The sequence below is a fragment of the Pleomorphomonas sp. PLEO genome (assembly GCF_041320595.1).
Lineage (GTDB): Bacteria > Pseudomonadota > Alphaproteobacteria > Rhizobiales > Pleomorphomonadaceae > Pleomorphomonas.
The window spans coordinates 3,502,087-3,523,043 of record NZ_CP166625.1 but is presented as its reverse complement, the minus strand read 5'-3'; the positions used below and the strand labels follow the sequence as shown (position 1 = coordinate 3,523,043).

Annotated in this window: 19 protein-coding genes; 18 read left to right on the top strand and 1 reads right to left on the bottom strand. The window is 62.4% G+C overall.

The genetic code is table 11. The annotated features are described in order from the left end of the window. Positions 1–71: 71 nt before the first annotated feature. Positions 72–1,403, bottom strand: coding sequence for a 2-hydroxycarboxylate transporter family protein (locus AB6N07_RS16390; RefSeq protein ID WP_370674143.1), 1,332 nt, complete (start codon positions 1,401–1,403; stop codon positions 72–74). Between the two features lie 630 nt (positions 1,404–2,033). Between AB6N07_RS16390 and AB6N07_RS16385 the strand changes: the two genes are divergently transcribed. From AB6N07_RS16385 to AB6N07_RS16300, 18 genes are all read left to right on the top strand, one after another. Next, entirely contained in the window at positions 2,034–3,509 is a 1,476-nt protein-coding gene (locus AB6N07_RS16385) for a sugar ABC transporter ATP-binding protein (protein WP_370674142.1), read from the top strand. After that, a complete protein-coding gene (locus AB6N07_RS16380) occupies positions 3,506–4,540 on the top strand; it encodes an ABC transporter permease (protein ID WP_370674141.1) in 1,035 nt (344 codons plus the stop codon). The genes AB6N07_RS16385 and AB6N07_RS16380 overlap by 4 nt, the downstream gene beginning before the upstream one ends. A 36-nt stretch (positions 4,541–4,576) precedes the next feature. After that, positions 4,577–5,617 (top strand): substrate-binding domain-containing protein, encoded by a 1,041-nt coding sequence (locus AB6N07_RS16375; RefSeq protein WP_370674140.1) that lies wholly within the window; start codon positions 4,577–4,579, stop codon positions 5,615–5,617. A 79-nt stretch (positions 5,618–5,696) separates the two neighbouring features. Beyond that, entirely contained in the window at positions 5,697–6,947 is a 1,251-nt protein-coding gene (locus AB6N07_RS16370; protein WP_370674139.1) for an LVIVD repeat-containing protein, read from the top strand. A gap of 11 nt (positions 6,948–6,958) precedes the next feature. Next, the gene (locus tag AB6N07_RS16365; RefSeq protein WP_370674138.1) at positions 6,959–8,338 is read left to right on the top strand and encodes an FAD-binding oxidoreductase; all 1,380 of its coding nucleotides are present in this window, start codon (positions 6,959–6,961) and stop codon (positions 8,336–8,338) included. A 201-nt stretch (positions 8,339–8,539) separates the two neighbouring features. After that, entirely contained in the window at positions 8,540–9,511 is a 972-nt protein-coding gene (locus AB6N07_RS16360) for a nucleoside hydrolase (protein WP_370674137.1), read from the top strand. 10 nt (positions 9,512–9,521) lie between these two features. Further along, entirely contained in the window at positions 9,522–10,784 is a 1,263-nt protein-coding gene (locus tag AB6N07_RS16355; RefSeq protein ID WP_370674136.1) for a glycerate kinase, read from the top strand. A gap of 75 nt (positions 10,785–10,859) precedes the next feature. Continuing rightward, positions 10,860–11,945: a DUF4037 domain-containing protein gene (locus AB6N07_RS16350; protein WP_370674135.1), complete on the top strand. Its 1,086-nt coding sequence runs from the start codon at positions 10,860–10,862 to the stop codon at positions 11,943–11,945. 360 nt (positions 11,946–12,305) lie between these two features. Beyond that, positions 12,306–13,586 (top strand): flagellar hook protein FlgE, encoded by a 1,281-nt coding sequence (locus tag AB6N07_RS16345; protein WP_370674134.1) that lies wholly within the window; start codon positions 12,306–12,308, stop codon positions 13,584–13,586. Between the two features lie 25 nt (positions 13,587–13,611). Then, complete coding sequence (flgK, locus tag AB6N07_RS16340; protein WP_370674133.1) at positions 13,612–15,057, top strand: flagellar hook-associated protein FlgK; 1,446 nt, start codon at positions 13,612–13,614, stop codon at positions 15,055–15,057. Positions 15,058–15,071: 14 nt separating this feature from the next. After that, a complete protein-coding gene (locus AB6N07_RS16335) occupies positions 15,072–16,127 on the top strand; it encodes a flagellar hook-associated family protein (RefSeq protein WP_370674132.1) in 1,056 nt (351 codons plus the stop codon). A 49-nt stretch (positions 16,128–16,176) separates the two neighbouring features. Further along, entirely contained in the window at positions 16,177–16,524 is a 348-nt protein-coding gene (gene flaF / locus AB6N07_RS16330; protein ID WP_370674131.1) for a flagellar biosynthesis regulator FlaF, read from the top strand. Then, the gene (flbT, locus tag AB6N07_RS16325; RefSeq protein WP_370674130.1) at positions 16,521–16,928 is read left to right on the top strand and encodes a flagellar biosynthesis repressor FlbT; all 408 of its coding nucleotides are present in this window, start codon (positions 16,521–16,523) and stop codon (positions 16,926–16,928) included. Before flaF ends, flbT begins: the two co-directional genes overlap by 4 nt. Positions 16,929–16,944: 16 nt before the next feature. Further along, on the top strand, positions 16,945–17,352 hold the full coding sequence (gene flgD / locus AB6N07_RS16320) for a flagellar hook assembly protein FlgD (RefSeq protein WP_370674129.1): 408 nt from the start codon (positions 16,945–16,947) through the stop codon (positions 17,350–17,352). Then, positions 17,352–17,618, top strand: coding sequence for a flagellar biosynthesis protein FliQ (gene fliQ, locus AB6N07_RS16315; protein ID WP_370674128.1), 267 nt, complete (start codon positions 17,352–17,354; stop codon positions 17,616–17,618). Before flgD ends, fliQ begins: the two co-directional genes overlap by 1 nt. A 75-nt stretch (positions 17,619–17,693) precedes the next feature. Further along, complete coding sequence (flhA, locus tag AB6N07_RS16310; protein WP_370674127.1) at positions 17,694–19,787, top strand: flagellar biosynthesis protein FlhA; 2,094 nt, start codon at positions 17,694–17,696, stop codon at positions 19,785–19,787. Next, complete coding sequence (locus AB6N07_RS16305) at positions 19,784–20,536, top strand: flagellar biosynthetic protein FliR (protein ID WP_370674126.1); 753 nt, start codon at positions 19,784–19,786, stop codon at positions 20,534–20,536. The genes flhA and AB6N07_RS16305 overlap by 4 nt, the downstream gene beginning before the upstream one ends. Next, positions 20,533–20,943, top strand: coding sequence for a hypothetical protein (locus tag AB6N07_RS16300; RefSeq protein ID WP_370674125.1), 411 nt, complete (start codon positions 20,533–20,535; stop codon positions 20,941–20,943). The genes AB6N07_RS16305 and AB6N07_RS16300 overlap by 4 nt, the downstream gene beginning before the upstream one ends. The last annotated feature ends 14 nt before the right edge of the window (positions 20,944–20,957 follow it).

The window sequence follows — 20,957 nt, the reverse complement described above, 5'->3', positions numbered from 1 at the left end:
ATGTCCCATCGATAGCGCAAGGCCGCCCGACTGGAAAGCCGGACGGCCTGTGCATGCCTTGAGTATGGAGTTCAGCCAAGAGCCTTCAGGAGGAAGACCGCCAGCACCACCATGCCCGCGCCACCGATGCGGGTGGAGATCTGGGCGAAGGGCATCAGGCCCATACGGTTCGACGCTGAGAGGATGGCGACATCGCCGGTGCCACCGAGACCGGAATGGCAGCAGGTGACGATGGCTGCTTCGACCTCATACATCCCCAGCAGCTTGCCGATGAACCAGCCCGAGGAAACCATCGCCAGCACGGTGGCGGCACAGATGGTGAAATAGGCGGGCGTGAAAGCGGCGATCAGATCGTTCCAGGGAACGTAGAGGGTGCCGAGGCCGACCAGCAGCGGGAAGGTCATGTTGGTGGTCATGAACTTGTACATCTGGTGGGCGCCGGTCTCCATCTGCGCCGGTATCAGCTTCGACACCTTGAGCAGAGCCGCGCCGATGATCATCAGGATTGGGCCGGGAATACCGGTATAGGGGGAGAGGAAGGCGCCAAGGATGAACATGGTGCAGGCCATCAGGAGACCGGCGCCCATCAGTGGCAGCTCGAGCTTCTTCTCGGTGGCCATTTCCTTGAGGAACTCGTTGTCGTCGCCGGTACGAACCAGAAGGCCGTTGCCGGAATAGCGCTGCTTCTTCTCGCCGATGCGTTTGAGAACGCCGGCGGAAATAATGGCCACGACATTGCCGATCAGCGCGGCCGGGATCAGCGAGGCGATTAGCGCCGGCTGCGCCGTGCCGAGGATCTCGGAATAGGCGAGCGACAGCGGCAGGATACCTTCGCCAATGCCGCCGGCGATGATCGGCATGACGATGAAGAAGAAGGTGTGTTTGAAATCATAGCCGAAGGCCATGCCGACGAGACCGCCGACTGCGACGGCGCCGAGCGTGCCGACAGCAAGCGGCACGAACATCTTGAGGAAGCCCTGAATCAGAACCTTGCGGTTCATGCCGAGCATCGAGCCGGTCACCAGACATGCGATGTAGAGATAGAGGAAATTCGACGTCTTCATCACCGCCTTGATGGCGTCGGACGTTGCCGGATTCATGACTTGATAGCCGAGCATGGCCGAGGGCACGAACAGGCAGAGGATGGCCGACCCGCCGATACTCTTCAGATAGGGAATGCGGCTGCCGATCTCACCAAGCAAGAACCCCAGCACCATGATGGTAGCAAAGCCGCCGATCATATCGGCCGGGAGTTTACCGACCACCGACGCGCCGAAGACGACGGCGGCAATGGCGATGTAGAGCGGGAGCGGCACCGGGCCGACCTTGTAGGCGACAACGCGGGAGAAAAGGCTGCTGCCCGTCTCCGTCGTAATCGCGTCATTGCGAGTGATATCCGTCATGTTCGTTCCTCCTGCCCGGCGCACTTCATCCCCGTGCTGGGCCTCTCTCCAGGACTGTCCGGCCGCCCGATATGTCGGGCGCCGAGATGGCTTCGATCCGGGGCGCGCGGCCGTTGAGGCCAACATCCGCGAACCGACCATGCCCCGACCCTCCGTCCTCGTTCCCTCCTCGGAAGGCGGCCGTCGCATGCCAACTGAATGGCATCAGCCGTGCCAACTTGAGCTGCCGGCTAAACGTTTGTTTTATCGATTTAATTCGTGGATCGACTGATCGGATTTTCCGGATTTCCGGACACGGACCGCGATACACCGTCCGGAAAACCGGACGACTTGAAGGTGGCTGAATACGTGATATCACTGATTTTATTGAGAATTCTGGATTTAACTGTCTGGCGGAGACGGGCAGCGGAGTCATTTCATGTCGCTGACGCCCAGCACGCAACGTCACATCACCGCAACCAGAGATGTCTTGTCGTGTATTGAGTACAAGATCCTATAGAAAGCCAAAAAACGGGATTCAAATTTCATTCCTTGAAAGACAACGCGCCCGTCATGCTTTGTGCCTCAGTGGCGCAACGATACTATCGGCGGGCATTCCGGTTTCGCGACCGGCTTTACCGGATCAAACTGATGGCGCTTGTTTCTCTTCGCAATGTCTTCAAGGCCTTCGGGTCGACGCGGGCGCTCGCTGGTGCTTCGCTCGACGTTGAGGCTGGCGAGATCGTCGCACTGATGGGTTCCAACGGCGCCGGCAAATCGACTCTGGTGAAGATCCTGTCCGGCGTGATCCAGGCTGATGCCGGCGATATTCGCTTCCACGATCAGCCCTTTAGTCCCCGGTCCCCGGCCGAGGCAGCGGCCGCGGGCATCGTCACCGTTCATCAATCGACTGGCGTCGTCGGAATTCCCGGCCTGTCGGTTGCCGACTCGCTGCTTATCGACCGCTATGCCGACCGTGCCACGCCCTTCTTTTTGAACCGCCGCAGCGTCCGTCGGCAGGCGCGCGCCATCGTCGACGAGGCCGGCTTTGATCTGCCGCTCGACCGTGACTTCGCCGATCTCTCGGCCGCCGACCGGCAACTGGTCGCCATCGCCCGCGCCATTGGCCGCAAGGCGGAGCTCCTCATTCTCGATGAGCCGACTGCCAGTCTGTCGGGGGCCGAGGCCCAGCGGCTCTACGCCGTGCTGAGGGATCTGGCAGCCCGTGGCATTGCCATTCTTTACATCTCTCACCGCCTCGCCGATTTGGAAGCGCTGGCCGACCGGGTCGAGGTGCTGCGCGGCGGACGCACCGCCGGCAGTTTCCGCCGGCCGATCGATTTCGACGCCGCCGTGGAGACAATGATTGGCCGGCCGCTAGCGAGCGCCCATCCCGACGCTCGCCCGCCGGCCGGACCGGCCGTGCTCCGTCTGAAGGGCATTCGTCTGCTGCCGCATGCCCGCCCCTTCGACCTGGATCTTCATGCCGGCGAAGTGGTCGCAGTGACCGGCGTGCTCGGCGCTGGCAAGAGCCGCCTTCTTACCGGCATTTTCGGCGAGGGGCGCTTTGCCACCGGCGAGATGTGGCTCGACGGCCGGCGCTATGCCCCACGCGATCCAGCCGAAGCCATTGCCGCCGGTGTCGTCATGGCCGGCGAGGACCGCCATCGCACATCGCTGATGCCAACCGGTTGGCCTGGCGAGGCGGTGCGTGCCACCATCAGCCTGCCCCATCTTGAGCGTTGGTTTCCATCGGGGTTCATCCTCGGAGACCGCGAAACCGCTGAGGGGAAAGGTGCCATCTCCCGTCTCGGCATCCGCGCGGCTTCACCGGCCGCCTCGGTCTGGTCGCTGTCCGGCGGCAACCAGCAGAAGACCGTTATCGCCCGTTGGGAGGCCGAGCCGAGCCGTGTACTGCTGCTCGACGAGCCATTCCAGGGCGTCGACCTCGGCGCCAGGCAGGACATCATCGCCACCCTTCGCCGCCACACCGACCGTGCCACGCTGATAGCTACCTCCGATCCCGAGGAGGCGGCCGAGGTTGCCGACCGCGTCGTGGCGCTCGACGGCCATTCTCTTTCAAGCGCCTTTGGCGAAACGACCAACTTTCAGGAAGCCCATCCATGACGTCCGACAGCGATGCCGTGCCGGCCCCGGCGGCCAGCCTTCATCCGGTCCACCGCCTCGGTGACCTCGTTCGCAACGGCGCGATCTTCATTCTGCTTGCCGCTTTGATGGTTGGCTTCACCCTCGCCCAGCCGGCATTCATCGGCATCAATAACCTGATGAGTATCCTGCAGGCCGTGGCCGTTGTGGCGATCCTCGGGGCCGGCGTTACCATTTCCATGGCCGTTGGCGGCTTCGATCTATCGGTTGGCGCCACCGCCGCTTCGTCAGTGATGGCGGCGAGCTACGCCATGATCGTCTGGCGGCTCGGCGTTTTCGAAACCGTGCCTCTGGTCCTGGCCTTCGGCGCCGCTGTCGGCCTTATCAACGCCTTCCTGATTGTGCGCCTGCGTATCCCCGACATGCTGGCGACGCTTGCCATGATGTTCCTCCTGACCGGGCTGCAGCTCATCCCCACTGCAGGCCGGTCGATATCCGCTGGCCTGATCCTGGAGGATGGCTCCACCGCTCTCGGCAAATACGATCCGCTGTTCCTGACGATCGGCCGTACAAGCATTGGCGGCGTCATCCCCGTGCCTGTGTTGCTGACGTTGATTGTTGCCGTCGTTCTGTACGTGCTGACCGAGCACACCCGCGCCGGCCGTCTTCTGTTTGCCACGGGCGGCAACGAGCTGGCTGCCCGCCTCGCTGGCGTCTCGACCGCTCGCATGAAGGTGCTGTCCTATGTGATCTCGGGCACGCTCGCTTCGATCGGCGGCATCGTCGTGGCCGCCCGCGTCGGTCGCGGTGACGTTTCGTCCGGTTCGTCGCTGATGATGGACGCGGTGGCTGCCTCGCTGATCGGGTTTACGGTACTCGGCCTCCGCCGGCCCAACGTGTTCGGCACGGTTGTTGGCGCGGTGTTCGTCGGCGTGCTGCTCAACGGACTCACCATGCTCAACGCCCCCTACTACACGCAGGATTTCGTAAAGGGCGCCGTGCTCGTCGGCGCGCTTGCCATGACCTACGGCCTTGGCCGTACCCGCTCCTGACCGCTTGATCCCTTAACTCCCAGCAACGGAAACCCCATGAAGACCTCGATCCTTTCCTCCGGCCTCGCGGTCGGTGCCGCTCTCCTTGTCTCTCCCGTCGCCGCCGAAGGCCTGGCGGGCGCCCCTGCCCCATTCGACAAGGGCGGTGTCGAAATCGCTGTCGTCTCCTTCCTTGGCAGTGGCGACTGGTTGCAAGCCTTCGAAGCCGGCACCAAGCGCCAAGCCGAGGCCCTGGGCGCCACGCTGACGCTTTCGCAGGCCCGCAACGACAACGACACCGAGCGCAATCTCGTCGAGCAAGCGATCAATCGCGGCGTCAAGGGCATCATCATCAACAACGGCCGTCCGGAAGTCCTGAAGGACGTTGCCCAGAAGGCGCTCGACGCCGGCATCAAGGTGGTGGCCTACGACGTCGACCTCGACAACCCGGCGATCCCGCAGATCGAGCAGAGCGACAAGGACATGGCTCGCCTTGTCCTGGAACAGGCCGTCAAGGACAAGGGTGACGGCTTCACCGCCGGTGCCGTGTATGTCGCCGGCTTTGCGCCACTCGACCGACGTTACGCCGTGTTCAAGGACTTCGTCGAGAAGCACAAGCTGACAGAGAAAGCTGTCTGGGGCGTGGTCAACGACACCGTGCCGGCCTCGGTCGCCGATCAGACCAAGGCGGTCTTGCGCGCCAACCCGGATATCTCGGTGATCTTCACCCCGTGGGATGAGTTCGCCAAGGGCGTCAAGCTCGCCACCGACGAACTGGGCGTCTCCGACAAGGTGAAGATCTACGGCGTCGACACCTCGACCGCCGACATCCAGCTGATGATCGAGCCGAATAGCGCCTGGGTGGCCACTGCCGCCACCAATGCCGCCGTGGTCGGCGAAGTGTCCGTCCGCGCCGTATCTCTGGCCATCGCCGGCCAGGATCCCGGCCATTCGGTTCTCCTTCAGCCGACGCTGGTCACCCGCGACGATCTTGTGAACAACAAGATTGAGACCATCGAGGACCTGCAGCGGAAGTTCCCCGCCTTCAGCGCTTCCGATGCCGCCACAGCCAGCTGGATTCCGGCACCGAAGAAGTAATTCTTCGTCGCTTGTCACTTACGAAGGGGCGTCGCCTGAAGCGACGCCCAACTCGTTTCCTGTTTTCCGCTGGTGCCCAATGAGCCTCGACCTGCTGCCCCCCGACTTTTCCCGCAACATGAAGCTGATCGGCCATTCCGATATCGGCGGCCGAAGTGACGGCCTGCAACTCATGGTCCATCGGGGCTTTGCCTATGTCGGCCATCCCTGGTCGCGTGGCTTCTCGATTGTCGACGTGCGCGATCCCAAGCGGCCCGGCGAGGTGACCTATGTCCCGGCGCCGGAGAATACCTGGAACATTCATCTCCAGGCGCATGACGACCTGCTGCTGGTGATCAACGCGCTCGACCTGTTCGCCGATGTCGATGTTTCCCAGGACGAGAAGGTCTACTACACCAAGTCGGTGGGCGAGACCTTCGCCGACGCCGCGGCTCGACAGGCCTGGACGGCCGGAATGACCGTTTACGACATCTCCAAGCCCGACCGGCCAAGGAAGATCGGCCAGCTCGATTCAGGTGGCATCGGCTTCCACCGCCTGTGGTATGTCGGTGGCCGTTGGGCCTACGCCTCGGCACTGCTTCCGGGCTTTACCGACTACATCTTCGTCACCATCGACCTTGCCGATCCGACGAAGCCTTTCATCGCCGGAAAGTGGTGGCTGCCGGGCATGAACAAGGCTGCCGGCGAGGTTCTCGGCGCGCCCGAGGGGCGGCGCTGGGCACTGCACCATGCCCTTGTCCACGGCGATACCGCCTACGCTTGTTGGCGTGACGGTGGACTAACTTTACTTGATATTTCAGATCGTTCCACGCCAAAGCTCATCGTCCATCGTAACTGGTGTCCGCCCTATGGCGGCGGTACTCATTCAGCTCTTCCGCTGGTGGCGCGCAATCTTCTGGTGGTGGCCGATGAAGCGGTCCTCGACAATGAGGAAGACGGTCGCAAGCTGACCTGGCTGTTCGATATCCGTGAGCCGTCCAATCCCATTTCCATCTCGACTTTGCCGGTGCCGGACGAGATCGACTACGCCAACAAAGGCGGCCACTTCGGTCCACATAACCTCCATGAGAACCGTCCCGGCAGCTTCGTCTCCGATACGCTGATCTTCGCCACTTGGCAGAACGCCGGCATTCGCGCCTTCGACATCTCCGATCCCTATCGACCAAAGGAAACCGGCGCCCTGGTGCCGGCGGCGCCGACCGTCATGACCGATCGCCGGCCGGGCCGCCCCAGAGTCATCCAGTCGACCGACGTGTTCGTCGACGCCGCTGGACTTATCTACGCGACCGACTACAACGCCGGCCTCGAAATCATCGAATACGGCGGCTGATCGGAAATAAGATGTACGAAGACTCCGCGGCTTTTAAGACGCTCGGCGCCCGCTATGGCAACCGCTTCTCCCGCTCACCGGCGCTACGCGCCCAGCACGGTGGCGGCGAAACCCATCACGCCATCGCCGCTCCCGATGCCGTCTTGTTCGCCGAGAATACCGAAGAAGTAGCCGAAGCCGTGAGGCTCTGCGCTGCCGAGGATATTCCAGTGATCGCCTTTGGCGCAGGTACCTCGCTTGAAGGCCACTTGGCAGCCACCAAGGGGGGATTGTCGCTCGATCTCACTCGCATGCGGAAGATCCTGCGGGTTAGTCCGGCGGACCTCGACTGCACGGTCGAGGCCGGTGTGACGCGGGAGGACCTCAACGCCTATCTGCGCGACCAGGGCCTGTTCTTTCCCGTGGATCCCGGTGCCAATGCCACCCTCGGCGGCATGGCGGCAACGCGCGCTTCTGGCACCAACGCCGTCCGCTATGGCACCATGCGCGAGAATGTGCTGTCGCTGACCGTTGTTCTGGCCAATGGCGACGTGATCCGTACGGCGAGCCGTGCCCGTAAGTCGGCTGCTGGCTATGACCTAACCCGACTGTTTGTGGGATCGGAGGGCACGCTCGGTATCATCACCGAGGTAACGCTGCGCCTTCACGGCATTCCAGAGGCCGCTGCCGCCGCCACCTGTCGCTTCCCCGATCTTGTGAGCGCTGCCGAGGCGGCCATCGCCGTCATCCAGTATGGCGTGCCGATCGCCCGCGTCGAATTGATGGAAAAGCGGCTCGTCGATTACACCAACGCGTTTTCCGGTTTGACGCTTGAAGGCGGCGACACGCTGGTGTTCGAATTTCATGGCTCTGGGCAGAGCGTCGAAGACCAGGTGGCGACCGTGAAGGATATCGTCGCCGATTTCGGGGGCACCGCCTTTACCTGGGCGACGACGCCCGAAGAACGATCACGTCTGTGGAAGGCGCGGCACGACGCCTTCTACGCTGTGCTTGCTGCCCGTGCCGGCTCGAAGGGCTGGGCGACGGACATCTGTGTGCCGATTTCCGAGCTTGCGGCCTCTGTCGCGCTCGCCCGCGACCTCGTCGAAAAGGCCGGTGCTACGGCCGCGATCCTCGGTCATGTGGGTGACGGCAATTTCCATGTCATGTTCGCTGTCGATCCAGACGACGCGGACGAGCTTGCCCGCGTCAGATCGATCAACGCGGAGCTGATTCATCACGCCATCGCCGTCGGTGGCACCTCGACCGGCGAGCATGGCATCGGCTCAGGCAAGATCGACTACATGCGCGAAGAGTTCGGTGACGCTGGCCTTGCACTGATGCGGGCGATCAAAACCGCCGTCGATCCGAAGGGCATCTTCAACCCCGGCAAAATTCTGCCGTCGGCCTGATCGGGGCCGCTGCATGGGGAATGGCGTGTCCCCTCGGCGCAAAAGGCTTACCTCCTCTTGAAACGATATGTAAGCTGGCGCGCGAGCCGTCGGCAGACCGATTGGCCCCGTGCCAGTTTGGAATTGGACGGAGCAAATAACGCCTGGCCAAGATCGATTGCTCGCCTCTTGGATCATAGGATTGCGCTAAAGGAATAGGCGATGGCCGATACGGACAAAAACCTTGTCATTTTCGATACGGATCCGGGCATCGACGATGCGATGGCACTGCTGTTCCTGAAAGCGCAGCCGAGTTTGAAACTTGCCGCCATCACCACTGTGTTCGGCAACGCCGAGACCGATATTACCACTCGCAATGCTCTCTACCTCACGCAGCGCTTCGGCATCGACGCACCGGTCTATTCCGGCGCTACCCAGCCGCTGACCATCAAGCGCCTGAGGGCGCCGACCTTCGTCCATGGCGACGACGGTCTCGGTGACGTGGACGTTGTCGAGGGTTTCTCAGCCGAGCCGGCCGAGGGTCACGCCGCTGACCGGATCGTCGAAATCATCAGGGCCAATCCCGGCAAGGTCACCATTCTTGCCGTGGCGCCGCTGACCAACCTTGCCCTCGCCCTGGAGCGCGATCCCGGCATCGCCGCGCTGGTGAAGGACGTGGTGATCATGGGTGGCGCCTTCGCCTGGGGTGGCCGGCGCGGCAATGCTACGCCGGTGGCCGAGGCCAATGTTCACAACGATCCGCACGCCGCCGACAAGGTGTTCACAGCCGCCTGGCCTGTGACAGCCATCGGCCTCGACGTCACCAGTCACTGCATGGCAAGCCACGATGATGCCGCGGAACTGGCCGAAAGCGGAGAGGCCGGCCGTTTCCTCTGGGATATCTCTCGCGGTTATGAGGCCCTTTATCGGCAGCGAAATCAGATGGATGGTTGTTGCCTGCACGACGTGGCGGCCGCCGCTTATCTGGTGGCACCGGACCTGTTTACCCTGCGTTCGGGGCCAGTCCGCGTCGTCACCGAGGGCATCGCCATCGGCCAATCCATCCAGAAGCTCGACGAACATAGTTTCGGCCCCAATGCCTGGGATGGGCATCCGTCGAAATTGGTCGCCGCGGATGCCGACTTTGCCGGCATTGTGGAGAGCTACAAGACCGCCATCCGCTCACTCGGTTGAGGTGAGGCCTATGTCCGTCGATCCGCGCGTCCTCCTCCGCTCCATGTTCGACGCGGCGATCGCAGCCGCCCAGCCGGACCGTTGCGTTCCGCCTTTTCTGCCGCCCCGCCCGAAGGGTCGGCTGATTGTACTCGGTGCTGGAAAGGCATCGGCTGCCATGGCGCGAGCGGTGGAACGCCATTGGGACGGACCGATCGAAGGGCTGGTGGTGACGCGCTACGGCTACGCCGTGCCGACCGAGCGCATTGAGGGCGTCGAAGCAGCACACCCGGTACCCGATGCCGCGGGCCTTCAGGCAGCGCGCCGCATCTGCGATATCGCCGCTGGCGCCGGGCAGGATGATACCGTCCTCTGCCTGATCTCTGGCGGAGGTTCGGCGTTGCTCGCCCTGCCGCTGGAGGGCATTACTCTCGAAGACAAGCAGGCGATCAACCGGGCGCTGTTGGCCTCCGGCGCGCCGATTTCCGAAATGAACTGCGTCCGCCGTCATCTGTCGGCGGTCAAGGGCGGCCGCCTCGCCGCCCTCGCCCACCCGGCAAAGGTTGTGACGCTGCTGATCTCCGACGTTCCCGGAGACAACCCTGTCGATATTGCCTCCGGCCCTACCGTCGGCGATCCCACCACCTCGGCCGATGCGCTCGCTATCGTCCGCCGCTACGGCATTGTTCTGCCCCCCACCGCCGAGGCGCTGCTTGCGGCTGCTCGCAGCGAGACGGTGAAGCCGGACGACCCGTGCCTCTCCGGCTGCGAGACACATGTCGTCGCAGCCCCACAGGCCTCATTGGAGGCCGCGGCGGCCACCGCTCGACAAGCCGGCTTCGCCGTCCATATCCTGGGCGATGCCCTGGAGGGCGAGGCGCGCGACGTCGGCGCCGTTCTGGCTGGAATGACCCGACAGGTCGCACGACGTGGCCAGCCGTTTGCCCCGCCTTGCGTGCTTCTGTCAGGCGGCGAGACCACTGTAACGGTGCGCGGCAAGGGGCGTGGCGGTCGCAATGTCGAGTTCCTGTTGTCGCTCGGCCTGCATCTGCGTGGGCTCGAAAATGTCTGGGCGCTGGCCGGTGACACCGATGGCGTTGACGGCCAGGAAGAGATTGCCGGCGCCATCCTGACGCCCGACAGTCTTTCCCGTGCCTGGTCGCTCGGCGTCAATGCGCAGACTGCCCTCGACGAAAATGACGGCCACGGCTTCTTCGGCGCGCTGGGCGATGCCGTGGTCACCGGTCCGACGTTGACCAACGTCAACGACATCAGGGCTATCCTGATCGGCTAGTTCCGCGATGGCTCTGTTTTCTCTACGTTGGGAACTTGCGAGTCCTCGCGCAATTTTCAACGGCAGGAGCCAGCGATGCAAGGCATCGAGCTTTCGCAGCTGTTCTACCAGAACGTTGTCAGTCCCTGGCTCGACAAGGCCTTTCCGGGCCTGCCTTACGATGCGGGGATTTTCGGCTATGGCTCCGAACTCCTCGGCTTCGACGACGACATGTCACGCGATCATAACTGGGGTCCGCGTGTCCAACTGGTGGTGACCGGAGCCGACTTCGCGGCTCACGCCGTGGCGATTGTCGACGGCTTCGACGCGGTGAAGCCGGCCACTTTCCTTGGCGAGCCCATCGGCTATCGCTCTCGCCCCCATCCGCCGATTGTCGCAAGTGACGCGTTGGGGTGTCCCTCGCATGGCGTCGAGGTATTTACCGCCCAAGGAATTGTGAGAACGCGGCTGGCGCTTGACCTGGACACTCCGCTCGACGCCCTGACTTGGCTGTCCTTACCGGAACAGAGACTGCAGGAACTCACAGCTGGCGATGTTTTCCATCACGGCCTCGGAGATCTGAAGCGCCTCAGGGAAACCTTCGGCCAGTGCCCACACGACGTCACTCTTTACAAGCTGTCCGCCCAATGGCGCCGTATCGCCGACGAACAAGCTTTTGTCGGCCGAGCCGGTTATGTCGGCGACGATCTTGGCTCCCGTATCATCGCCGCGCGGCTTGCGCACGACATCATGCGAATAGGCTTCCTGCTGGAAGGTCGCTATCCGCCCTACGCCAAATGGTTCGGTTCGGCTTTCGCCAGGCTTGCAAGCGCAAAGACACTGTCGCCACTGCTTTCCGCGGCACTGGCAGTGGATACGTGGGAAGCACGCCAGACGCATCTCGCCAACGCCTGCCTCGCGGCTGCCGAACTGCATTCCTCAGCCGGCTTTCCACTTTCGGTTACGCCGAGGATCGGCCCCTATTTCAGCCGTCCGTTTCTGACAATCAACGCCGAGGAGATCAGCGCCAGCCTTGCCGCAGGCATCGTCGATCCGCTTCTCAACGGCCTGCCGGTTATCGGCTCCATAGATCAGATCGCCGATGCAACGCCAATGATCGTTGAGCCGGAACGAGCGCGACACGTGATGTCCGCATTGCTTTCAAATCTCGGCAAGGACTGAATTGACGGGCTTTATCGGCATTGTTTTTTTGCAACCTAAAATTGCTATTGCCGCATAAATTCGGAGCGGCCGGCTCTTGTTTCGATCCGGCACACTTTTCCTCACAAAGATCACTAAATCGTCCCGCAGTCCGGCGTCGAGCCCCAATGTCCTAAACAACGCCTCAAACGCCTTCGTATTTTTGACGAGAGGAGAGGAGATCAAGAATACCTTGTTAACGCCATCTATGCTGGCAGAAAAGGCTGAAATAACGTCTGATTTGATAGGGTTTTACTTTCAATTTTAGCTTTCAAACGACAAGCTTCGCGCAAGGGTGGCGGTGTTTCCTGCAAGCAATGACAGTGCTTCAGGAGATCAGCGATGAGTCTTTATGGCGTCTTGCGTAGCGGCGTTTCCGGAATGAACGCCCAAGGTAGCAAACTGGCTACCACCGCTGACAACATCGCCAACGCTAATACCGTCGGCTACAAGCGCGCCTCGAGCGAATTCTCGTCGATGGTGATCGGTAACAGCCGCTCCGGCGATTATCAGCCGGCGGGCGTCAGTACCCAGACACGCTACGCCATCGGTGAAGCAGGCTCATATCTTTCAACCACCAGCGGTCTTGATCTAGCAGTCACCGGGTCCGGTTTTTTCGTGGTGCAGGACGCGGGCGGCAAGCCCTATCTCACCCGTGCCGGCTCGTTCGTCGAACAGACGGACGGTACGCTGAAGAATGCCGGCGGCTTCACGCTGCTCGGCTACGATCTCTCCAGCGGCACGCCCTCCCCCTCGGCCAATAGCCTGACGGGCCTCGTACCGGTCAATGTCAACGCTCTCGGCATGACGGCGTCGCCGACAACGAGTGGCTACATCACCGCGACGCTCAACTCCAATGCCACCACCGTCACGACGCCAGCCAGCAGCAACACTGCCGCTTCCGCCTACACCAACAAGACCTCGCTGACGACTTACGACAACCTCGGCAACGAGGTGATGCTCGACGTCTACTTTACCAAGACCGGCTCCAACCAGTGGGAATACGCGGTGTTCGACCGCGCGGGCGCCTCCGCGTCGGGCGGCTTCCCCTACGCGGCTACGGGAACGCCGGCTGCCGGTCCGGTCCTCAGTACCGGCACCCTCACCTTCGATCCGACCAACGGCAAGCTGACCGCGCCGGCAATTCCGTCCTTCTCGGTACCAAACAATGGCTCGTCGCAGACCATGACGCTCGACCTGTCGGGCATGACCCAGCTTGGCACCACGGAATTCACCCCCACTGGCGACACCAATGGCAACGCCGCCCAGGCGGTTGACAGTGTCGAGATCAGCGACAAGGGCATCGTTTATGCCATCTTCGGCGATGGCACGCGAAAGGCCACCTTCCAAATCCCGCTCGCCAACGTACCGAGCCCTGACAATCTGACGCCGGTTGCCGGTAATGCCTACTCCGTCTCGATGGACTCCGGCGATCCCAGCCTCGGCTTCGCCGGCTCGTCGAGCTTCGGCGTCATCAAGTCCGGCTCGCTGGAGCAGTCCAACGCCGACATGGCGAGCGAACTCACGGCGATGATCGAGGCGCAGCGCGGCTACACGGCCAATTCCAAGGTCTTCCAGACCGGCTCCGACCTGCTCGACGTTCTCGTCAACCTGAAGCGCTGACTTCCAAACCCAACGGATGACCCCGATGTCCCTCTCGATGGCCCTCAACGTCGCCAACTCCTCGCTGCAGACCTCCGGCGTGCAGACGGCGACGACGTCGCGCAACATCGCCGGCGGCGCGGAGTCGTCCTACTCGCGCAAATCGGCGATGGTTATCACCGGCGCTGGCGGCACCGTTCAGGTGGTGTCGATCCAGCGTGCCACGGACGCCGCCCTCTACAAGACCATGCTGAAGGCCACCTCGGCCTCGTCCAAGCAGGATGCCCTGCTGGATGGCCTCACCAAGCTGTCCCAGACGATCGGCGATCCCGAGCTCAACCAGAGCCCGGCTGCTAAACTGGGCGACCTCAACAACAAGCTGCAGCAGTATGCCGCCAACCCGAGCAACACCATTCTCGCTCAGGCGGTGCAGAGCTCGGCCACATCGTTGGTTTCGACGCTCAACGAGGCGACGACAACCGTACAGTCCACCCGCGCCCTTGCCGACGCCGACATGGGCGCCTCGGTTGAGCGCATCAACGATCTGCTCGCCAAGATCGACACCCTCAATACGACTATCGTCCACGGTACCGTGACGGGCGCCGACGTTACCGACAGCATGGATAGCCGCGATGGCCTGATCTCCCAGCTTTCCGAGGAGATCGGCATTTCTGTGGTGGCGCGCGATAACAACGACGTCGCCATCTATACCGATGGCGGCGTGACGCTGTTCGAGACGCATCCGCGCGAAGTCAGTTTCCAGGCGACCAATGTTTTCAGCGCCTCGACGGTTGGCAACGCCGTCTACGTCGATGGCGTCGCTGTGGCTGGCGGCACATCATCGATGTCCAGCACCTCCGGTCGCCTCGCCGGCCTCGCCACGCTGCGCGATGAGGCAAGTGTCACCTACCAGAGCCAGCTCGACGAAATCGCCCGTGGTTTGATCGAGGCTTTTGCCGAAAGCGATCCGTCCGGCACAGGGCCGGACGTGCCGGGCCTGTTCACCTGGCCGTCCGGCACCATGCCGGCCACCGCGACCATTCAGACAGGCCTTGCCGGCCTCATCACTGTCAACCCAGCCATCGATCCAACGACCGGCGGTGATCTCGATCGCATTCGCGACGGCATCACCTACGACTACAACACCGGTAACGAAGCCGGTTTCGCCGAACGACTGAATGCTCTCGTCACGGAGTTTGGCGAGGCGCGGGTGTTCGACCCGGACTCCGGCGCCGATCCCACCAACACGCTCGCCGACTACGCCACGTCCTCGGCAAGCTGGCTCGAATTCAACCGGCAGCAGGTCGACACTTCATCGACCTACCAGTCGACCATGCTGCAGCGCGCTTCAGAAGCGCTGTCCAACACCACCGGCGTCAACCTCGACGACGAGCTGTCCAAACAGCTTGAGATCGAGCGCACTTATTCGGCTTCCGCCAAGCTCATCTCGGCGGTCGATCAAATGCTTCAAGACCTGCTCAACGCCGTCTGAGAGAGGAGTGAGACATGAAAACCACCTATATCTCGACCCAGGCGGCGTCCACCGCATCCCGCCTTTCGATCCTCAAGATGCAGACCGAACTCGCAAAGAATACCAAGGAATTGAGTTCTGGGCGCTGGGCCGACGTCGGTCTTGAGCTTGGCAACAAGACCGGACGAACCATTTCGCTCCGCCAGGACTACCAGCGTCTCGACGCCATCCGCGATACCAACGGCCTTGTCGCTTCACGCCTCGACACCAGCCAGGCGTCGCTCGACGGCTTGCTGAAAAACGCCCAGGATTTCGCAGCCTCGCTGATCGCCGTTCGCTCGGGCAATGTCGGCGCCAAGGTCATCGCCGACGACGCGAAGAATGATCTGCAATCGCTGATCGCTTCGCTCAATACGTCGATCAACGGTGAGTATCTGTTCGCCGGTATCAACACCGACGTCCGACCGGTCAACGACTATTATGCGACGCCTACCTCGGCCACCAAGACGGCTTTCGACACCGAACTCGCCAACTACTGCAGCAGCGTTGGCGCCGCCACGCCGGCCGATCTGTCGGCCAGCGACCTCAGCACCTTCATCGACGTCAACATGACCAACATGTTTGACGCCACGAGCTGGTCTGATCCCGCCACCGGCTGGTCTTCGGCTTCAAGCCAGAACGTCAAGAGCCGGATTTCCACTTCGGAGCTGATCGAAACCTCGACCAATGCCAACGAACAGGCTTTCCGCAAGCTGGCCATGGCCTACACGATGGTGAGCGAACTCGCGGACAAGGGGCTGTCGGAAAAGGCCTATCAGACCCTCATCGACAAGACCGCCCAGATCGTCGGCAACGCGACAGTCGACGTCACCGTGGTCAAGGCACGTCTCGGCACCGCGCAAGAGCGGCTCAGCAACGCCAACGGCCGCATTGAGGCGCAGATGGACATTCTCAACCGCAATATCAACGACTTCGAGCAGGTCGACCCGGTTGAGACCCAAACCCGCATCTCCGCCCTGGAGACGCAGCTCGATATGGCTTTTTCGCTGACCAGCCGCGTGCAGCAGCTCAGCCTGCTCAACTATCTCTGATCCCCGGTTCGCCGGCTGGCTCGTTTCATCTCAACCCGCAGGGTGTTTCATGCATCAGTTTTCCTACGCCGACATCGTTGGCGACGCTGTTAACCTCGCGCGCCAGCACGAGGCCGAGGCCATGGACCATGCCGTCGAACTCCTCCAACGGGCCAAAGCCAAGGGTACCCGATCGCGGGAAGCGACCGATGCCATCCTCTATCTCCGTCGTCTGTGGAGTTACCTCATCGAGGATCTCGCCAGTCCCGACAACGACTTGCCGGACAAGTTGCGTGCCGACCTCATCTCCATCGGCCTTTGGATCATCAAGGAAGCCGAGCAGATCCGTCGCAACGAGTCCGATAATTTCGATGGACTGATCGAGATCAACGGCATCATCCGGGCAGGTCTCGCATGAGCAACGGTTCGATGCACATCGGTCTCCGCGCTCGCGAGCGCCTCTATATCAACGGCGCGGTGATCCGCGTCGACCGTAAAGTGTCTATCGAGCTGCTGAACGACGTGAGCTTCCTGCTCGAAGCCCATGTCATGCAGCCCGAAGAGACGACGACGCCGCTTCGGCAGCTCTACTTCGCCGTCCAGATGATCATGATCGACGGTACCGACAGCCGTAGCGCCCGTTCGGTCGCCGCCGGGCTGATCACCTCGCTCGATCGAACGTTGATCAACCCCGACATCCGCGTCGGCCTTCGGGCGGTGGAAGCACAACTCGCCGCCGAACGACCGTTCGACGCCCTCAAGACCATCCGCTCGCTGTTTCCGGTCGAGGCCGGCGTACTGGGCGGACTCATCGCCGCCTGACCAGGAGGACACCCCCATGCAGGTCAACACCACAACCAGCCAGAGTTCCAGCTCATCGTCGTCTTCGTCGACGAAGTCGTCCAGCTCCGGCAGCTCTCTCGACTACAACTCCTTCCTGAAGCTGTTCATGGCCGAGATGAAGAACCAGGACCCGACTGAACCGACCAGTTCGACGGAATATATCGCGCAGTTCGCCACCTTCTCCCAGGTCGAGCAGTCGATGCAGAGCAACACCAAGCTCGACAGCATGCTGTCGTCGCTCGCCTTGTCGCAGGCCGATGGCATCATCGGCCGGACACTCACCTCCGAGGACGGCAGCGTCTCCGGCAAGGTCACCGCGGTCCGCATCGTCAACGGCGGCGCGCTCGCCGATCTCGACAGCGGCAAGTCGGTGGTGCTCGGCCCCGGCGTGGTCGTTACCTGATGAACGAGTTCGACGCCCTCGACCTAGTTCGCGACGCCATCTGGACCATCATCATCGGCTCCGGACCGGCCGTACTCGCCGCGATGACGGTTGGCATCGTCATCGCGCTCTTGCAGGCTCTGACGCAGGTGCAGGAAATCACGTTGACCTTCATTCCGAAGATCGTCGCCATCTTGCTGACCGTTGTGGCCACCGGTCCGTTCATCGGTGCCCAAATCTACGCCTTCACGGAAATCGTCTACGGCCGCATCGAGAGCGGCTTCTAGTCTGGAGACGGGGCGAAAGCCCCGCTCAAGTTCCCTGGATTATTTCTGCCCCGACTGTATTCAGGAGCACACCGCATGTCGAACGTCAGCCTGTCGGCTCCCGCCGGCACCAAGCCCGCTTCCGGCTCGCGCGACATCGGTTTTGCCATCGGCATCGTCGCCATCTTGGCCGTGTTGTTCCTGCCAATCCCTCCGATCCTGATCGACACGGGCCTTGCATTGTCGATCGCTCTATCGGTGCTGATCCTGATGGTCTCCCTGTGGATCCAGCGTCCGCTCGATTTCTCGTCCTTTCCGACCGTCCTGTTGATCGCCACACTATTGCGCCTCGCCCTCAACGTGGCGACGACGCGCCAGATCCTGTCGGGCGGCCATGCGGGCGATGGCGCCGCCGGTCATATCATCCAGGGTTTCTCGCGCCTGGTGATGAGCGGCGACTTCGTGATCGGCCTCGTCATCTTCGCCATCCTGATCATCGTCAACTTCGTGGTGATCACCAAGGGCGCGACCCGTATCGCCGAAGTCGGCGCCCGTTTCACTCTCGATGCCATCCCCGGCAAGCAGATGGCCATCGACGCCGACCTGTCGGCGGGCCTGATCACCGACAAGGAAGCACAGCAGCGGCGGCGCGAACTGGAGGAAGAGAGCACCTTTTTCGGCTCGATGGACGGCGCTTCCAAGTTCGTACGGGGCGATGCCATCGCCGGCATCATCATCACCGCCGTCAACATCTTCGGCGGCATCGTCATCGGCACCACCCGCCACGGTCTCCCGCTGTCGGAGGCGGCCGACGCTTTCGTCAAGCTTGCCGTCGGTGATGGCCTGGTCACCCAGATACCGGCGCTGATCGTCTCGCTGGCCGCCGGCCTGCTGGTCTCCAAGGGCGGCACGCGCGGCTCGGCCGAGCAGGCGGTGATGGGACAGCTTGGCGGCTATCCCCGCGCACTCACCGTGGCCGCCGGTCTTTTGGCTGGTCTTTCGCTGGTGCCGGGCCTGCCCCTCCTGCCCTTCCTCATTCCAGCAGCGATGATGGGCTTTGTCGCCCGGGCGATCCCCAAGCGCCGCGCCGAGCGCGCTGCTGCCGAGGCCGCCGAAAAGACCAGGATCGATCAGGCCGCCAAAACCGAAACCAAGGACTCGGTCAAGGAGCAGCTGCGCACCAATGAGATCGAACTTTGTCTCGGCAAGCAGATTGCCGCGCGTATGATGAACAATCACGGCGAACTGGCTCACCGTGTCGGCAAGATGCGTCGCAAGTTTGCCCAGCAGTACGGGTTCGTGGTTCCCGACATCAAGCTCGGCGACAGCGTTGCCATGCCGCAGAAAGAGTACCGCATCAAGATCCACGGTACCGTCATCGCCGCCCAGGAGTTGCGGCTGGGCGAAGTCATGGTGATCACCGGTGATACCACAGGGCCGGACGTGCCCGGCGACGAGACCCGCGAGCCGGCCTTCGGCATGAAGGCGATGTGGGTGTCCCAGGACTATGTGAACGAGGTGACGCGCGAGGGTTACTCGCCCATCGACAGCATGTCGGTGATGCTCACCCACCTCTCGGAAGTCCTCCGCAACAACCTGCCGCAGCTTCTTTCCTATAAGGATATGCGCATCCTGATCGATCGGCTCGATCCCGAGTACAAGCGCCTCGTCGATGATATCTGCCCGTCGCAGATCTCGTTCTCCGGCCTGCAGGCGGTGCTGAAACTCCTGCTCGCCGAGCGCGTATCAATCCGCAACCTCCATCTCATCCTGGAAGCGGTGGCCGAGATTGCCCCGCACGTCCGCCGCGCCGAGCAGATCGCCGAGCACGTCCGCATGCGCATCGCCCAGCAGATCTGCGGCGACCTTGCCGACGGCGGTACGCTGAAGGTGCTGCGCCTCGGCAACCGTTGGGACCTCACTTTCCATCAGGGACTGAAGCGCGACGGCAAGGGCGATGTCGTTGAGTTCGACATCGATCCGCGCCTTGTCGAACAGTTCGGCACCGAGGTGTCGGAGGCGGTTCGCAGCCGTCTTTCGCAGGGCCACAGCTTTGCGGTGGTCACCGCTCCCGAGGCCCGTCCCTACGTGCGTCTCATCGTTGAACGCCTGTTCCCCTCGTTGCCGGTGTTGAGCCACGTGGAGATCGCGCGCGGCGTCGAGGTCGAGGCCCTCGGGACCATTTCATGACCGGTATCGGCTCGAACACCATTCTCGCCATCTGCTTGTTATTCTGCCGTATCGGCGGCGCGCTGATGCTGATGGTCGGCATCTCCAGTGCCCGGGTACCCATGCAGGTTCGCCTGTTTCTCGCCTTCGGCCTGACGCTCGCCGTGGCGCCCATGCTGGTCGACCAGGCCGCCGCCGCCATTACTGACGACGCGCCGGTGACCCTGTTGCGGCTGATCGCCGCCGAGACGTTCACCGGTCTGTTCATCGGCTTCCTCGGCCGCCTGTTCTTCCTTGCCCTGCAGATGATGTCGCACGCCATGGCCATGACCGTAGGTTTCTCGATGCCGGATACGGCGATCGAAGATCAGGAGGCCCTGCCGGCCATGTCGGCGCTGGTCATGCTGACGGCGACACTGATGTTCTTTTTGACGGACCAGCACGCCAAGGTGCTGGAGGCGGTCATCTCCTCCTATAAGGTGCTGCCGGTAGCCGGCGTTTTCGATCCGCAGGGCAGCCTCATCGAGGTGACCGACACGCTTTCCGCCGCCTTCTGGCTGGCTCTGCGCCTGGCGAGCCCCTTCATCATCTACGGCTTGGTCGTCAACTTCACCCTCGGCCTCGTCAACAAGATGACGCCATCAATTCCGGTCTACTTCATCTCGATGCCCTTCGTATTATTCGGCGGGCTGATGTTGTTCTATTTCACCGCCGTCGAATTCCAGCAGCTGTTCGTGCTCGGTTTTTCCGACTGGCTGGCCTCCCAATGAGCGCGGCCGACAAAAAACGCCTCGACGCCATGCGCCGCATTGCCGGGCTCCGCAGGCAGCTCAAGCAGGTCGAGGAACTGCGCCTTGCCCGGGTCATGCGCGAGGAAGCCGACATCGATGAAAAATGCACCGCGCTGATCGCTACGCTCAATGACGACACACCGCTTCATGGTCTGTTTGCCGGGCATATGGCCGCCCGCTTGAAGCGCCTCACCGAGCGCAAGACATTGCTTGAACCACTCAAGGCGCAGCAGATCGCTGCCGTAATGACGGAAGCGCGCCACACCCGCTTTGCCGAAACGGTGATCGGTCGCCTGGAGACCGGCATCGCAGCGGATGACGAGAAACGCCAGCTCGAAAGCCTCGTCGAGGGCGCGCTCGCTCGCCGTCACGCCAGCCTCGCTTAAGCTCGGCTGGCTAA

Bases quoted from the DNA above. Each gene is read 5' to 3' on its own strand.
- AB6N07_RS16390 (WP_370674143.1), bottom strand. From the start codon at position 1,403: ATGACGGATATCACTCGCAATGACGCGATTACGACGGAGACGGGCAGC.
- AB6N07_RS16385 (WP_370674142.1), top strand. From the start codon at position 2,034: ATGGCGCTTGTTTCTCTTCGCAATGTCTTCAAGGCCTTCGGGTCGACG.
- AB6N07_RS16380 (WP_370674141.1), top strand. From the start codon at position 3,506: ATGACGTCCGACAGCGATGCCGTGCCGGCCCCGGCGGCCAGCCTTCAT.
- AB6N07_RS16375 (WP_370674140.1), top strand. From the start codon at position 4,577: ATGAAGACCTCGATCCTTTCCTCCGGCCTCGCGGTCGGTGCCGCTCTC.
- AB6N07_RS16370 (WP_370674139.1), top strand. From the start codon at position 5,697: ATGAGCCTCGACCTGCTGCCCCCCGACTTTTCCCGCAACATGAAGCTG.
- AB6N07_RS16365 (WP_370674138.1), top strand. From the start codon at position 6,959: ATGTACGAAGACTCCGCGGCTTTTAAGACGCTCGGCGCCCGCTATGGC.
- AB6N07_RS16360 (WP_370674137.1), top strand. From the start codon at position 8,540: ATGGCCGATACGGACAAAAACCTTGTCATTTTCGATACGGATCCGGGC.
- AB6N07_RS16355 (WP_370674136.1), top strand. From the start codon at position 9,522: ATGTCCGTCGATCCGCGCGTCCTCCTCCGCTCCATGTTCGACGCGGCG.
- AB6N07_RS16350 (WP_370674135.1), top strand. From the start codon at position 10,860: ATGCAAGGCATCGAGCTTTCGCAGCTGTTCTACCAGAACGTTGTCAGT.
- AB6N07_RS16345 (WP_370674134.1), top strand. From the start codon at position 12,306: ATGAGTCTTTATGGCGTCTTGCGTAGCGGCGTTTCCGGAATGAACGCC.
- flgK (WP_370674133.1), top strand. From the start codon at position 13,612: ATGTCCCTCTCGATGGCCCTCAACGTCGCCAACTCCTCGCTGCAGACC.
- AB6N07_RS16335 (WP_370674132.1), top strand. From the start codon at position 15,072: ATGAAAACCACCTATATCTCGACCCAGGCGGCGTCCACCGCATCCCGC.
- flaF (WP_370674131.1), top strand. From the start codon at position 16,177: ATGCATCAGTTTTCCTACGCCGACATCGTTGGCGACGCTGTTAACCTC.
- flbT (WP_370674130.1), top strand. From the start codon at position 16,521: ATGAGCAACGGTTCGATGCACATCGGTCTCCGCGCTCGCGAGCGCCTC.
- flgD (WP_370674129.1), top strand. From the start codon at position 16,945: ATGCAGGTCAACACCACAACCAGCCAGAGTTCCAGCTCATCGTCGTCT.
- fliQ (WP_370674128.1), top strand. From the start codon at position 17,352: ATGAACGAGTTCGACGCCCTCGACCTAGTTCGCGACGCCATCTGGACC.
- flhA (WP_370674127.1), top strand. From the start codon at position 17,694: ATGTCGAACGTCAGCCTGTCGGCTCCCGCCGGCACCAAGCCCGCTTCC.
- AB6N07_RS16305 (WP_370674126.1), top strand. From the start codon at position 19,784: ATGACCGGTATCGGCTCGAACACCATTCTCGCCATCTGCTTGTTATTC.
- AB6N07_RS16300 (WP_370674125.1), top strand. From the start codon at position 20,533: ATGAGCGCGGCCGACAAAAAACGCCTCGACGCCATGCGCCGCATTGCC.